Source organism: Chitinophaga caseinilytica, assembly GCF_038396765.1.
GTDB lineage: Bacteria > Bacteroidota > Bacteroidia > Chitinophagales > Chitinophagaceae > Chitinophaga > Chitinophaga caseinilytica.
Genome location: NZ_CP150096.1, coordinates 6,476,318 through 6,490,441 on the forward strand (window position 1 = coordinate 6,476,318; position 14,124 = coordinate 6,490,441).

General features: G+C 56.7%; 9 protein-coding genes. 2 read left to right on the top strand and 7 right to left on the bottom strand.

Going from position 1 to position 14,124, the window contains the following annotated elements:
* Window positions 1-45: 45 nt before the first annotated feature.
* The 5 genes from WJU22_RS27080 to WJU22_RS27100 all read right to left on the bottom strand — a co-directional run bounded on the left by WJU22_RS27080 (window position 46) and on the right by WJU22_RS27100 (window position 5,996).
* Window positions 46-858 (bottom strand): enoyl-ACP reductase FabI, encoded by an 813-nt coding sequence (locus WJU22_RS27080; RefSeq protein ID WP_341841250.1) that lies wholly within the window; start codon window positions 856-858, stop codon window positions 46-48.
* 48 nt (window positions 859-906) lie between these two features.
* Window positions 907-2,559 carry a DNA repair protein RecN gene (recN, locus tag WJU22_RS27085; protein WP_341841251.1) on the bottom strand — a complete coding sequence of 551 codons (1,653 nt, stop codon included), beginning with the start codon at window positions 2,557-2,559 and terminating at the stop codon, window positions 907-909.
* A 22-nt stretch (window positions 2,560-2,581) separates the two neighbouring features.
* Entirely contained in the window at window positions 2,582-4,069 is a 1,488-nt protein-coding gene (locus tag WJU22_RS27090) for a tetratricopeptide repeat protein (protein WP_341841252.1), read from the bottom strand.
* Window positions 4,070-4,145: 76 nt separating this feature from the next.
* Window positions 4,146-4,898, bottom strand: coding sequence for a zinc ribbon domain-containing protein (locus tag WJU22_RS27095; RefSeq protein WP_341841253.1), 753 nt, complete (start codon window positions 4,896-4,898; stop codon window positions 4,146-4,148).
* 3 nt (window positions 4,899-4,901) lie between these two features.
* Window positions 4,902-5,996 carry a Nif3-like dinuclear metal center hexameric protein gene (locus WJU22_RS27100; RefSeq protein ID WP_341841254.1) on the bottom strand — a complete coding sequence of 365 codons (1,095 nt, stop codon included), beginning with the start codon at window positions 5,994-5,996 and terminating at the stop codon, window positions 4,902-4,904.
* An 81-nt stretch (window positions 5,997-6,077) separates the two neighbouring features.
* Between WJU22_RS27100 and WJU22_RS27105 the strand changes: the two genes are divergently transcribed.
* Window positions 6,078-7,595, top strand: coding sequence for a carboxypeptidase M32 (locus WJU22_RS27105; RefSeq protein ID WP_341841255.1), 1,518 nt, complete (start codon window positions 6,078-6,080; stop codon window positions 7,593-7,595).
* A gap of 74 nt (window positions 7,596-7,669) precedes the next feature.
* Here WJU22_RS27105 and WJU22_RS27110 read toward each other — a convergent pair whose 3' ends face one another.
* The gene (locus WJU22_RS27110) at window positions 7,670-8,347 is read right to left on the bottom strand and encodes a rhodanese-like domain-containing protein (protein WP_341841256.1); all 678 of its coding nucleotides are present in this window, start codon (window positions 8,345-8,347) and stop codon (window positions 7,670-7,672) included.
* Window positions 8,348-8,412: 65 nt separating this feature from the next.
* On the bottom strand, window positions 8,413-8,955 hold the full coding sequence (locus tag WJU22_RS27115; protein ID WP_341841257.1) for a methyltransferase domain-containing protein: 543 nt from the start codon (window positions 8,953-8,955) through the stop codon (window positions 8,413-8,415).
* A 265-nt stretch (window positions 8,956-9,220) separates the two neighbouring features.
* Here WJU22_RS27115 and WJU22_RS27120 point away from each other — a divergent pair, with 265 nt between their 5' ends.
* Entirely contained in the window at window positions 9,221-14,077 is a 4,857-nt protein-coding gene (locus WJU22_RS27120; protein ID WP_341841258.1) for a PKD domain-containing protein, read from the top strand.
* The last annotated feature ends 47 nt before the right edge of the window (window positions 14,078-14,124 follow it).

Consider the following 14,124-nt stretch of genomic DNA (forward strand, 5'->3'; position numbering starts at 1 on the left):
AACTCCCGGGACGGTTTTTATTTTTTGGGCCCGAAGGCGACAGGCTTATTTTTCCATTTGTTCGATCACGTCGCGGGAAACGCCGGTGAAGGAGAAACCGCCGTCGTGGAACAGGTTCTGCATGGTTACCATGCGGGTGTAGTCGGAGAACAGGGTAACGGTGTAATCCGCGCACTGGTCGGCGGATGCGTTACCGAGGGGGCTCATTTTTTCAGCGTAGCTGATGAACCCGTCGAACCCTTTTACGCCGCTGCCTGCGGTGGTACGGGTGGGCGACTGGGAAATGGTGTTGATGCGCACTTTATTCTTCACGCCGTAATGGAAACCGAAGCTCCGGGCGATGGATTCCAGCATGGCCTTGTTGTCTGCCATATCGCTGTAATCGGGGAATACGCGCTGAGAGGCGATGTACGTAAGCGCCACCACGGAGCCCCATTCGCTGATCGCATCCAGCTTGTAAGCCGTTTGCAGCACGCGGTGGAGAGACATGGCCGAAATATCGTTCCCTTTATGGAAAAAGTCGTAGTCCAGGTCGGTATAGGGTCTTCCTTTGCGAACGTTGACGCTCATCCCGATAGAATGCAGGATAAAGTCAATTTTACCACCGAAATGTTCCATGGATTTGGTGAACAGGTTATTCAGATCCTCCATGCTGGTGGCGTCTGCAGGTATTACCGGGGCGTTGCAGGTTTCGGCCAGCTTGTTGATCTCCCCCATGCGCATGGCGATGGGAGCGTTCGTCAGCACGATTTGCGCGCCTTCTTCCACACAACGCACGGCTGTTTTCCAGGCAATGGAATTTTCATCCAGCGCACCAAAGATGATCCCTTTCTTCCCTTGTAATAAGTTATGAGCCATTGATTAAAATTTGGGCAAATTTAGCAGTTAAAGTCGAAAATTGAAATCTTATTGCGTAACCATCTCCCGCGCGTTCTCCAGTGCCGCCTGCGTGGGCTTCTCCCCGCCCAGCATTTTCGCGATGGCCGTGATCCGCTCTTCCTGCGAAAGCAGTCGCACGCCCGTCTTCACCTTATCGTCCACCAACTGCTTGTACACAAAGTAGTGTGCGTCTGCCTTACCGGCCAGTTGCGGCTGGTGGGTGATGCAGATCACCTGGTGCCCGCGCGCCAGTTCTTTCATGATGATCCCCACCTGCTTGGCGGCCTCGCCCGAAATACCGGTATCGATCTCGTCGAAAATGAGCGTGGGCAATGATACAGAACGCGCCACCAGCGATTTGATGCACAGCATCAAACGGCTGAGCTCCCCGCCCGAAGCCACTTTGCGGATGGGCCCGAACTGGTTGCTGCGGTTGGCATCGAACTGGAACTCGATCGTATCTTTCCCGAAAGCCTGTAACGCACCCTCGGCGATATCCACCCGGATGCGCGCGTTGGGCATGCCCACCTGCGCCAGCAAATCGTTCACTTTCGCTTCGAAGGGCGCCGTTTGTGCCTTGCGCTGTTCGGAAAGCTTTTGCGCGTCTTTCTCCAGCACTTCCTGGCTTTCGGCCAGTTGCTTTTCGGTTTCGCGGATGCGGTCGTCGAGGTTGAGGACGCCGTCCAGCTTTTCCTGGAGCTGGTCGCGGATGGCCAGCAGCGCGGCCGTATCCTGCACGCCGTGCTTTTTCAGGAGCTTGTAGGCAACGGCCAGCCTTTCGTTCAGCTGCTCCATCCGCTCCCCGTCGAACTGAACGCCGTCATTGAGGCGCTCCACTTCCGCGGCGAGGTCTTGCAGCTCGAGATAGCTCGACTGCATCCTTTCGGCGATGGGCGGCACGTCTTTATGGAAGGCCGACAGCCCCTGAAGGCTTTGTTGCAACTGCCGGAGCTGCTGGAGGAGGGGTTGTTCGTCTTCCTTCAGCTGGAAATAGATCCGGTTCAGCGTGCCCTTGATCTCTTCGGCGTGGCTCAGCAGCTGCTGTTCGGCTTCGAGTTGTTCTATTTCATTGTCCTGCAGGTTGATATCGAGCAATTCGTCGAGCAGGAACCGGTTGTAATCGGCTTCTTTATTGGCATTGTCGCGCAGGGCCGTCATTTCCCGCATTTCGCGTTGCAGGCGGGCATATTGACTGAACCGCTTGCCGTAGGCCTGTAAAAGCTCCGTATGCCCCGCCAGCGCGTCTACCACTTCGCGCTGGAAGTTGGATTTTTCCAGTTCCAGCGTGTCGAACTGCTGGTGGAGGTCGACGAGGAGGGAACTCAGTTCCTGGAGTTGGGACAGGTTGACAGGCGTATCGTTGATGAACGCGCGCGATTTGCCGGCGGCGCTGATCTCGCGGCGGATGATCACGGGATCGTCGAGGTCCAGCTCATTGGCCTCGAAAAAGGGTTGCACCTGTGCCGTTTTTACACGAAAAGCGCCTTCTATGACGCACTTCCGGGTTTTATCGAACAGCACGGCCGGGTCTGCCCTTTCACCGAGGATGAGGCTGAGGGCGCCCAAAAGGATAGATTTGCCGGCGCCGGTTTCGCCGGTAATGACGTTTAGGTTGCGGGCGAAATCGACTTCCAGCTCGTCGATGATCGCGTAATTCTGAATAACCAGGCGGTATAACATATCAGTGTTGTTCCGTTGTGTTTTATTTACCGTCGAGCCGGAGCATGCCGGATTTGGCGCGCTGGTCGAGGGAATTTTTGTAATCGTGGCCTTCCATATCGAGGCAGGTCTGGAAGTAAGTACGGGCTTTCTGTTTGTCGCCCGCTTTTTCATAGATGTACCCGGCCTGGAGCGCTGCCCTTGCGGCAAAGTATTCCGGCCGGTTGGTGCCGATCTTGATGGTGGCGTCGTACAGGCGAAGCGCGGCCGAATCGTTCCCCATTTCGTCGTAGATCCGGGCCAGGCGGTAGGCGTATTCCAGCTTTTGTTCCACCAGGGAGAAATCGGTCGTTTTTTTGGACAGGAGCAGGTCGCGCGCTTCGGTATAAAATCCACCGTCGCTCAGCAACCGGGCTTTCAGCAGTACGGCGTTGGGCCATTTGCCGCTTTTGGCTTCTTTCTGCGCCTGTTTGTCGGCGTCCGTTTCCATATTGCCGCGTTGGGGAACGAGGTTCCGGTAATATTGCGCCTTCGTCATGTCGCCTTTCAGGTAATACGCCCAGCTCAGTCGCTGGAGGGCTTCCTTCATATAGAATTTGCCCCTGAAGCCGTTCACGAACTTTTCGAGGTGAGCGATGGCGTCGGCGTCGCCGCGTTCGAATTTCATGAGGCCCATTGCGTACTCGCTGTACCAGAGGTGTGCGTATTCAGGGCTCGGGCGGCGTTCTTCCAGCACCCGGATGCCCTGGTCGGCTTTCTGGTTATTGAGGCTCAGGTTGGCCACCATCAGGGCGAAAAGATAGTTATTTTTTGTGTCCAGCTGTTTTTTCTCCACGAAATCCCAGAGTTGTTCCGGTTTGTTTTCGATGAACAGCTTGAGGTAGCAATAGTAATAGTAGGATTCTTCGCGGAAGATATCGGCCACGGGGTCGCGGCTTTCGATGACCTGCGAGAGGTTGCCCATTCCCTGTTTGATGCTGCCGCGGAGGCCGAGGATGTTGGTGATCCATTTATAGCCTTCGGGGATGGTGCCGAACACGGTTTGCATGGGCCCGAGGATCATTTTATTGGGCAGGAAGCCAGGATACTTGCGCTCATTGTCTTTCAGGGTGATGTAAGATTTGCGCACTTCCCAGACGGCGTCCCACTTTTCCCCGAATTTCACTTTGATGAGGGCCCACTGGAATTTCACCACCGCCTGTGTGTAGAGGTAAAACGGACTGTCTTCCGGGCCTTCCGCGAGCTTGTCCAGCCGCGTGGCGCGCATTTTCCGTTGCTGGGCGTAGGCGCCGGCGTCTTCATTGAAAAACAGGGTGAAGAAATCCGCATAGTTCTCGATGAAATATGGCAGGAGGTTGTCGGGGTTTTCGCGTTTTTCCGCTTCCAGGAGCCCGATGCCCGTTTGCAAACGGAGCTGCATGATCGCGTGATAGGCTTGCTGGCAGCGGTCGTTGAAATCGTACCGGGGCTGCCGCGCGCTCACGGGCACGACTATACTGCATATCAGGGCGAAGAGGAGTATAAAACGCATAGGGGCAAAAATAAGGAACTCCGCGCAATGGATATGCGCGGAGTTCCTAACATGTTATTATTTCGGCTACCGGAACTTAAATGGTTACGGTGGCGTCGAGATCATTATCTACCAAGATACGTCCGCAATGTTCGCAAACGATGATCTTTTTGCGGTGGCGGATTTCCGCCTGGCGTTGCGGGGGGATGGCGTTGAAGCAGCCGCCGCAGGAATCGCGCACGACGGTTACCACGGCCAGGCCGTTGCGGTAGTTCTTGCGGATTTTTTCGTAAGCGGCGAGCAGGCGGGCATCCACTTTGGTGCGGGCATCTTCGCTTTGCTTTTCGAACCCTTTTTCTTCTTTTTCGGTTTCGCCGATGATTTTCTCCAGTTCCCCTTTCTTATGTTTCAGGTTGGTTTCCTTGTCGCCGATGGTGCGCTTGGCTACCTCGAGGGAGCGGGATTTTTCCTTGATATCGTCGTTAGCGTCGCGGATGTGCTTTTCTGCCAGTTTGATCTCCAGCTGCTGCATTTCGATCTCTTTGGAGATGGCTTCGAATTCGCGGCTGTTCTTCACGTTATCCTGCTGCTTCTCGTATTTCTTGGCCAGCGCTTCCGCGTCTTTGATGGCGTTTTTCTTGGCGGCTACGAAATCCTGGATGCCTTTGATCTCGTCTTCGATATGAGCCAAACGGTGGTTCAGGCCCTCAATCTCATCCTCAAGATCCCGCACTTCGATCGGCAACTCCCCTTTCAGGATCTGGATTTCATCCAACTTGGAATCGATCTTCTGTAACCGCAGTACAGAAACCAGCTTTTCCTCGACGTTGTATTCTTTTACAGTAGCCATGTATTATAAATAATTTACCGGGTTTGTGTTGATGGTAGATTTTAGAGGCGCGAAGTTACTAAAATTTTCAGTCAATATATGATAAAATAAGTCTACTGCGAACTGTTCGCTTTCAAAATGTCCGACATCTGCTATAATTAATTGATTTTCAGCATCAAAAAATTCATGGTATTTGAAATCGGCCGAAATGTAGGCATCCGCCCCGGCGCTCCGGGCCTGCCTGAGCAGGAAACTCCCCGCCCCGCCGCACACCGCCACTTTCCGCACATTTTTGCCCCGCAGGGGGGTATAGCGCACGCATCCCGTGCGGAAACGCTCCTTCACCATGCGGAGAAAAGCCATTTCGTCCATCCCTTCCGGCAGCTCGCCGATCAGCCCCGATCCTACCTCGGCCCAGCGGTTTTCCAGCTTCACCACGTCGTACGCCACCTCCTCGTAAGGATGCGCCTGGTGCAGGGCGGCCGTCACCGCTCCTTCCAGCTGCGCCGGGAATATAACCTCCACCTTCACTTCCGCCTCGCCATGCCGCTCGCCGGGCTTGCCGACGAAGGGGGCCGTTCCCTCGCCGCCCTTGAATGTCCCCGTTCCTTCATGGTAAAAGCTGCATTCGCTGTAATTCCCGATATGCCCCGCCCCCGCGGCAAACAGTGCATCCTGCACCGCCGACGCGTGCCCGGCCGGCACAAAGGTGTACAACTTGCGCAAAAGGCCCTGTTTCGGGTCGAGGACGCGGGTTTTCTCCAGCCCCAGCTGCTTCGCCATCATGGCGCTGACACCGGCGCGCACATTGTCGAGGTTCGTATGGGCCGCATACACCGCAATATCGTTCTTGATGGCCTTGATCGCCACCCTTTCCACGTAATTGCGGCCCGTGATGCGCTTCAGCCCCCCGAAAACGATCGGGTGATGCGCGATCACCAGGTTGCAACCCTTTTCGATGGCTTCGTCGATCACCGCCTCCGTGGCGTCCAGTGTGAGGAGCACGCCTTTCACCTCCCATCCGGCCTGGCCGAACAGCAACCCCGCATTGTCATAACTTTCCTGGTAAGCCGGCGGCGCAAACCGCTCGATCACTTGTATGATGGATTGAATCGTCATATCTTCAAGATAGTCAACATTCCGCATCCGCAATTGTTGGCGCGGATTAGTTGATTAGATTTGTAAAATAAACCGCTTTTCATGACAGTGCAAAAAACTTCAGCAGACCTTTACCAGGACTATACCGCCCGGATGCAGCAAATCGCCGACGTACGCAATTCCGTGTCCATCCTCGGATGGGACCAGGAAACTTACCTCCCCGAAAAAGGCGCGGAATTCCGCGGCCGCCAGATCACCACGCTCAGCACCATTTCCCACGAACTGTCTACCTCCCCCGCCCTCGGCGATCTCCTCCAGGAGCTGAAAAGCCGCCAGGACCTCGACGACGTGCAGCGCCGCAACGTGGAACTGTCTGCCGAAGACTTCGAAAAACAGCGGAAATACCCCAGCTCCTTCGTAGCCGAACTTTCTACCGCCTCCAACGCCGCCTATCACGCCTGGATCAAATCCCGCAAGGAAAAAGACTTTTCCGTGTTTGAACCGCTGCTGGCCAAAATGGTGGAACTGAAGAAAAAGGAAGCCGACATCCTCGGATACACCGGCCATCCTTACGACGCGCTGCTCAATGAATACGAAAAAGGCGCAGACGTATCCATGCTCGACGCCATTTTCCGGGACGTGCGCCAGTCGCTCCACCCCCTGCTGCAGCAAATTGCCCTTCAAACCCCGCCAGACAAGAAGTTCCTGAACCGGCTCTATCCCAAAGACCAGCAATGGCAGTTCGGGATCGATATCCTCAAAGCCATGGGCTATGATTTCGGCGCGGGCAGGCAGGATGTGTCCGAACACCCTTTCACCACGAGCTTCAACCCGCTGGACGTCCGCGTAACCACGCGCATCGACGAGCAGGACCTCGGCAACATGACCTGGAGCTGCATCCACGAAGGCGGCCACGCCCTGTACGAACAGGGTTTACCCGTGGAACAGTACGGCCTTCCCTGCGGCGAAGCGGCCAGCCTGGGCATCCACGAATCGCAAAGCCGGCTCTGGGAGAACAATGTAGGCAGGAGCCTCATTTTCTGGCAGAAACATTACGGCCATCTCCAGGGGCTGTTCCGCGCCAACCTGCAAGCCGTACCCATCATGGATTTCTACAAAGCCATCAACCAGGTGCAACCATCGCTGATCCGCACCGAAGCCGATGAGCTCACCTACCATTTCCATATCATGATCCGTTACGAAATCGAAAAGGGATTGATCGGTGGCGATTTGCAGACGAAAGACCTGCGCGACATCTGGAACCAATACTATCTCGATTTCCTCAATGTGAAAGTGACAGACGATATGCACGGGGTGCTGCAGGACATTCACTGGAGCCACGGCGCCTTCGGATACTTCCCGACGTATTCGCTCGGCAGTTTTTATGCGGCGCAGTTCTTTTCTGCCGCCCGCAAGCAGATCACGGGGCTGGACAGCGCCATCGCCGATGGCCGGTACAACGGGCTGCTGCTTTGGCTGAGGGATAATATCCACCGCCATGGCAGGTATTACACGTCCAACGAGTTATGCGAAAAAGTGACCGGTGAGAAGCTCAATTTCAAACATTTCATGGCGTACGCGCAGGAGAAATACGGGAAGATGTATAATTTGGGGGTGTGAAAACATATCCATTCCTGATGCTATCAACATCCTTGACAGACATAAAAAAAGGGGCTTAACGGCCCCTTTTTCATTTATTTCATCGCTTTGCGGAATTCTTCCGGTTCCACGGCCCCGGATTTCCGCCAGACTTCCTTCCCGTTCCTGTACAGGATAAAAGTAGGCAATTCGGTGGCGTTGATGGCCTTCATGACATCGGTGTCGTTTCCGCCGTCGACGTTGAGGATTTTGATTTTCTTTTCTTCGGTGAACTGTTTCACCATGGGCGCCATTTTGCGGCAGGGCGGGCACCATTCGGCGCCAACGTCTACCAGGATCCACTGGCTGCTGGAGATGGCCTGTTTGTAGAGGTCCATGCTCATTTGCGGCACTTTTTCGCCCCCGGCGATGGGTTTGCTTTCGGCTCTCCAGGCGTTGATGCCGCCGGAAAGGTCGGTCACGTCTTTGAAACCGTTATCTGCCAGCCATTTGGCTGCAGCGCCGCTCCGGCCGCCTACGAGGCAGTATACGAATACGGGTTTGGACTTGTCGAGGGATTTGACGCGATGGGCGAATTCTTCCTTGTTGGTGAAATCGGCCTGGAGCGCGTTGGGCAGGTGGCCGGTCTTGAATTCCTTGGCGGTGCGGACATCGAGCAGCTGAACGTCTGTCTGGCGAAGGCCTTTTTCAAACATATCGGCCGAAACGGTCTGTTGGGCGTTGGCAAAGGTTACGCTACAGAGCAAAGCGGCAATGGCTATGAGATTTTTCATCGGTTTCCTTGATTGTTTTGTCTTTAACGGCTAATCCCATAAAGATACACAATCCGCGGGAAACCTTACGACCGGCGGCGGCCTACGCTGTCGAGCTTCCGGAAATTGATGAACACTTCCCGTCCCGACCTTGCGGGATGCGAGTTATAGCAGGGGGCGAAGGTTTTGAAAGCGAAATACGGTTCGAACATCCTGCGGTAGACTTTGATGCCGCCGCCGAACGGGGGGCCGGGCTCGTCGAACTCGCGGTTGAAGAGCACCCCTACCAGGCGACCTTCTTCCCAGAGGAGGTCGTACATATGCCGCGCGTAGGCTTGCCGGAGGGCGGGGTCCAGCGCGCAAAGGAAGGTTTGTTCCACGATCAGGTCGTACTCCGCCTCATGCTCGAAAAAGTCCCCGGTTTCGAATTTGATCCCCGTCCCGGAGAATTTCTGCTTCAAACGGTCGATGATCACGGAAGAAATATCCAGCACGGTAATATCGCGGAACCCACTGTCCCACAAATACTTGGCTTCATAACTGTTGCCACCGCCCGGGATGAGCACCCGGAGGTTCTTGTTGGGCAGTTGATCGAAATAATCCCGCAAAGGGGGTGATACGGTTCCCATGTCCCATTCGGTTTCCCCGCGCTCATAGCGCGCATTCCAATAAGCTTTATCCAATTCAGCCATATCCATTTGGTTTGGAATTCGGACGTAAATCCAAGTAAATGTACTTCTTACACATCCGTTACGGGGGCAAATAAATAATTAATCGCTTAACACGATGAAAACATAATGTTAATATAAACAGATAATTCTTTTTTAAATATTATTTTTACCTCTTTGACACAAAAGCCCCGAGCGGGTATACCTCCAATTTTCGGGTAAACCTATGATCAACCGACGCCAACTGAAAAACCATATTGCGGCCGTATGCTGCTGCCTGACTATTTTCTGTTCGTTCACTGCCCGTGCACAACAAGCCTCGTTTTCCGCCGACGTCACCGCCGGCTGCGCACCACTGACGGTTTCCTTCAACAATACTTCCGACGCCGGCGCCACCTGGGACTGGGATTTCCAGCTGGGCGCCCATTCCACCAACCAGCACGCTTCCAAGGTGTTTACGGTGCCCGGCACCTATAACGTCCGGTTAACCGCCACCTACCCCGGCGGTACCCGAACGGCCACGCAGACCATCACCGTATACCAGAACCCCGTGCCCAGGTTCTCCGCCACACCACTGTCGGGCTGCACGCCCATGAACGTCCAGTTCACCGACGCCTCCACTCCCGGATCGGGCACCATCCGCTCCATCACCTGGGATTTCGGCGACGGCAACTCCGCTTCCGGGGCCAGTGTTTCCCATACCTTCAACGTCAACGGCGCCTTCTCCATCTCCACCATCGTGGAAAACAGCTTCGGCTGCAAGGAAGGCCTCACCCTGCCCCAATATATCCGCGTGGGCAGCACGCCCCAGATCGATTTCGTGTCGGACGTTCAGACTTCCTGCACCACGCCCCTCACCGTCAACTTCCGCAGCAGCGGGCCCGGCGGGCTCACCTACGCCTGGGATTTCGGGGACCCGGTTTCCGGTGCCGCCAACACATCCGCCGCCCAGCATCCCGCGCATACATACGCCAATGAAGGCAGCTACACCGTCACGCTCCGGGCACGCACGCCCGAAGGTTGCGAGAACACCGTCTCCAAAACGGCGTTCGTGGTGATCCAGCGCACGCGGACGGATTTTGTGGTAGACGGCACTGCCTGTATCGGCGCGCCTACCCGGTTCCGGAATACCACGTCGCCGAACCCCACCCTTTCCAGCTGGACTTTCCCGGACGGGAGCACTTCTTCCGGCAGGGACGCGTCTTTCAACTTCACGGCGCCCGGCACGTATAACGTGACGCTGACGTCGGGCAGGCCGGGCTGCCTGGAAACCGTGACCAAAGCGATCACCGTGCACCCAAGGCCCACGGCGGGTTTCACGGCAACGCCCAGGATCAGTTGCGCCGCGCCGTTCGATGTGCAGTTCACCTCCACGTCTACCGGCGCATCTACCTACCAGTGGACGTTCGGCGACGGCACCACCGGCACCGGCCCTTCCCCGCGGCATACCTACAACAACTTCGGCCAGTTCGACGTAACGCTCGATGTTTCCAACGCCGCAGGCTGTACCGACCGGCTTTCCATGAACGATTTCATCATCGCCGAGCGGCCGCAGGCGGTGATCGACGTGCCTGACCCCGAGGGCTGTATCCCCCACACCGCCGCATTCAGCGCCCGGTTGCTGACGGCCGGCGTCATCACCGGCTACCAGTGGGATTTCGGGGACCCGGCTTCCGGCGCCGCCAACACTTCCACTTCGCCCAATCCATCGCATACCTATACTAACGAAGGCGCCTATACGGTGCGCCTGGTGCTCATGGTGAACGGTACCTGCCGGGTAGATCTGCAAACTACCGCGCGGGCGGGCCGCATTCCCGTCGTGGAGTTCGACGCGAACCCGAAAGCGCCCTGTCAAAGCGACCCCGTGAGCTTCACCAACCTTTCCCAGCCCCGCGGCACGGAATGGGAATGGGTATTGCCGGAAGACGGCGGGATGATCCTGCGCACCGAAAACCCCGTGTACCGGTTCCGCAACCTCGGCCTGCACGATGTTACCCTCACCGTCAACAATTACGGTTGCCGCCGCACCCTCACCAAACCCGATTTCATCCGCATCCTCCCGCCCATCGCCAATTTCGGGATGAGCAATCCCTGTTCCGATAAAATGCGCGTAACGTTCACCGACCTTTCCGACTTCGGCCCCATTCCCGGAACGCCGCGGTTCTGGAAATGGGAATTCGGCGACGGGAATACATCCACCAACCCATCGCCCACACACGTTTACGCCACGCCCGGCACGTACAGCGTGAGGCTGGTCGTGACCGACGGGAATTGCGAATCGGAAATGACGCAGGTGGTAGACATCATCGATGAGCGGCCCGTGATCAGCGCCGCACCGGAAGTCTGCGCCGCCAATCCGCTCGTGTTCTCGCGCAGCAATGTGGACGAAAACAATATCGTTCGCTGGGAATGGAACTGGGGAGACGGGACGTATGCGCCCGTTGGTGGTAACAATATCGCCAAGGTTTTCTCGCAACCGGGGCGTTATAATGTAGTGCTGACCGTGACCGACCGCAATAACTGCGTGACTTCGTCTAACGTGCTCGACATCCAGGTGAACGGTTCCACGGCCAATTTCGCGGTGACGGGCAGGCGTTGTGAGGGCGATGAGCAGACATTCAACGACGCGTCCACTTCCTTCCACGGCAAAGCGATCGAAAGCTGGACCTGGAATTTCGGGGACGGGACGGCCGATGAAATCGTGACAACCAAACCCACTAATTACAAACACGCTTTCGCTTCCAGCGGCACTTTCAACGTGGTGCTCCAGGTGAAAGACGAAGCCGGCTGCCTGACTTCGATTTCACGGCCGGTGACCGTGCGCGACGTAGAAGCGGGGTTCCAGGCGCCTGCGCAGGTGGCCTGTAAGAATACCGGGTTCCAGTTCAGCAATACTTCCACCGGCACCAACCTTACCTATGCCTGGGATTTCGGGGACAATTCCTCCTCCACCGACCGGCATCCGCTGAAAACGTTTACCACTGCGGGTATTTACACCATAAAACTGACAGTGACGGACGATGAAGGATGTACGTCCACTGAAACCAAAAACCAGTTCATCACCGTTCCCGATCCGCAGGCGAAGTTCACCGTTCCCGGACAGGTGGCGCAATGCCCGCCGGCCCTCGTTTCGCCCGACAACCAAAGTACCGGATATGCACGCGCTGTATGGGAATTCGGGGACAACAGCCGCTCCAGCCTCGACGAGCCTGATCACGTGTACAATCTTCCCGGCAACTACACCATTACCCTGAACGTGTATTCCGCCGGCGATTGCGTGAGCACCACCACGCAGGATATCTTTATCGAAGGCCCCATCGGCACCAAGACCATCACCAATAAAATCGGTTGCGCACCGCATACCACCTCGTTCAGCGCCAGTTCGCCCAACACCACCAAATACACCTGGGACATGGACAACGGCACCGTGACCACCACCAGTACCAATACTTTCTCCTACGAATACACGCAGCCCGGCGTTTACTATCCCCGCGTGGTGCTGGAAGACGCGAAAGGCTGCAAGGTGCCCGCCCAGGGCCTGCCCGACAGCATCGTGGTAGACAAGGCCACGGCCGGTTTCACCATGAGCACGCTCGCAGCCTGCGACGAAGCCGATGTACTGTTCACCAACGCTTCCACATCCCTGTCTGCCGAACGCCATGGCGATGCCATGCAATACCGTTGGGATTTCGGGGTGGACGGAAGAACGGATGACGTAAGTACCGACGAGCACCCGCGTTTCGATTATACCGGCGCGGCCGATTACCGCATTAAACTCCTGACCGTCACCCGCTATGGTTGCGAGGATTCCGCTTTCCTGACGCTGAAGATCGACCCGAAACCGGAAGCCGCCATTGCCCCGGCCGGCCCCGTTTGCGTGAACGAGACCGTGCAGTTCTCCGGTTCCGAAAACCGCGGGCTGCCCGCCACCAGCTGGACGTGGACGGTAGATGGCCAGCCCGGCAACAGCCCTTCCCTTCCCCCGAACCTCGTTTACCGGCAGGCCGGCCCGCACGACGTCCGCCTCGTGATCCGGAATTCCGAAGGCACCTGTCCTGATACGGCGGAATTCAGACTGGTGGTGAACCCGTTGCCATCGCTCGCCGTAACGCCGCGCCAGGCGCTCGTTTGCGAAGGTCAATCCCTGCAAGTCATCAGCAACGGCGGCCCCGCGCAATACAGCTGGACGCCTTACAATATTTCCAGCGCCACGGCCGAAAACCCCGTGATCAGTCCGGTGGTGGACACCCTTTACCGCGTAACCGCCGTCAACCAGTTCGGCTGCCGCGCCATCGATTCCCTCCGCATCCGCGTATCGCATCCTTTCACGGTCAATGCGTCCAACGCCGAGATCTGCGAAGGCAAACAAACCCGACTTCGCGCCTCCGGGGCCGTCCGCTACCGCTGGATCCCGGCCGACGGACTGAACGACGCGGGCCTCCAGGACCCCGTGGCCACCCCGCAGGCCACCACGCAATACCGGGTAGTGGGTTATGGCAACGACGCCTGTTTTACCGATACCGCCCGCGTGACCGTAACCGTGCACCAACCGCCGGTGATCACCGTTCCGCAGACCCTCAACGTTCCCAGCGGCACCGTGATGCCCGCTCCAGTAACCGGCAGCCCGGATATCATCACCTGGGCCTGGTACCCCGAGAAATGGCTCAGCTGCTACGACTGCCCCCAGCCGGAAATGCAGACGCAGGGGCCGGTGACCTACCAGATCACCGCCACCAACGTGTATGGCTGCCAATCGACCGTTCTGCTGCCCGTAAAACTGTTCTGTTCCGGAAGTACCGCGTTCATTCCCAACACTTTCACACCGAATGGCGACGGTCAGAACGATATTTTTTATGTGCGCGGCCGTGGGGTGAGGACCATTAAATCGTTCCGGGTGTTCAACCGCTGGGGGCAGCTCGTGTTCGAACGGGCGAATTGCCAGTCGGACGACCCGGGATGCGGATGGGACGGGCGTTTCGCCGGACAGGCCCTTCCGCCGGACGTATTCGTTTACTATGCGGAGATCGTGTGCGACAGCGGGGAGCCCATGACCCTCAAAGGAAATGTGACCTTGCTGAGATAGGGGAAATGGAAAAAATATAATAAATTTGTATAATCCATAAACCTATA

Coding starts and splice junctions, on each gene's coding strand:
- WJU22_RS27080 (WP_341841250.1), bottom strand. CDS start 858: ATGGCTCATAACTTATTACAAGGGAAGAAAGGGATCATCTTTGGTGCG.
- recN (WP_341841251.1), bottom strand. CDS start 2,559: ATGTTATACCGCCTGGTTATTCAGAATTACGCGATCATCGACGAGCTG.
- WJU22_RS27090 (WP_341841252.1), bottom strand. CDS start 4,069: ATGCGTTTTATACTCCTCTTCGCCCTGATATGCAGTATAGTCGTGCCC.
- WJU22_RS27095 (WP_341841253.1), bottom strand. CDS start 4,898: ATGGCTACTGTAAAAGAATACAACGTCGAGGAAAAGCTGGTTTCTGTA.
- WJU22_RS27100 (WP_341841254.1), bottom strand. CDS start 5,996: ATGACGATTCAATCCATCATACAAGTGATCGAGCGGTTTGCGCCGCCG.
- WJU22_RS27105 (WP_341841255.1), top strand. CDS start 6,078: ATGACAGTGCAAAAAACTTCAGCAGACCTTTACCAGGACTATACCGCC.
- WJU22_RS27110 (WP_341841256.1), bottom strand. CDS start 8,347: ATGAAAAATCTCATAGCCATTGCCGCTTTGCTCTGTAGCGTAACCTTT.
- WJU22_RS27115 (WP_341841257.1), bottom strand. CDS start 8,955: ATGGGAACCGTATCACCCCCTTTGCGGGATTATTTCGATCAACTGCCC.
- WJU22_RS27120 (WP_341841258.1), top strand. CDS start 9,221: ATGATCAACCGACGCCAACTGAAAAACCATATTGCGGCCGTATGCTGC.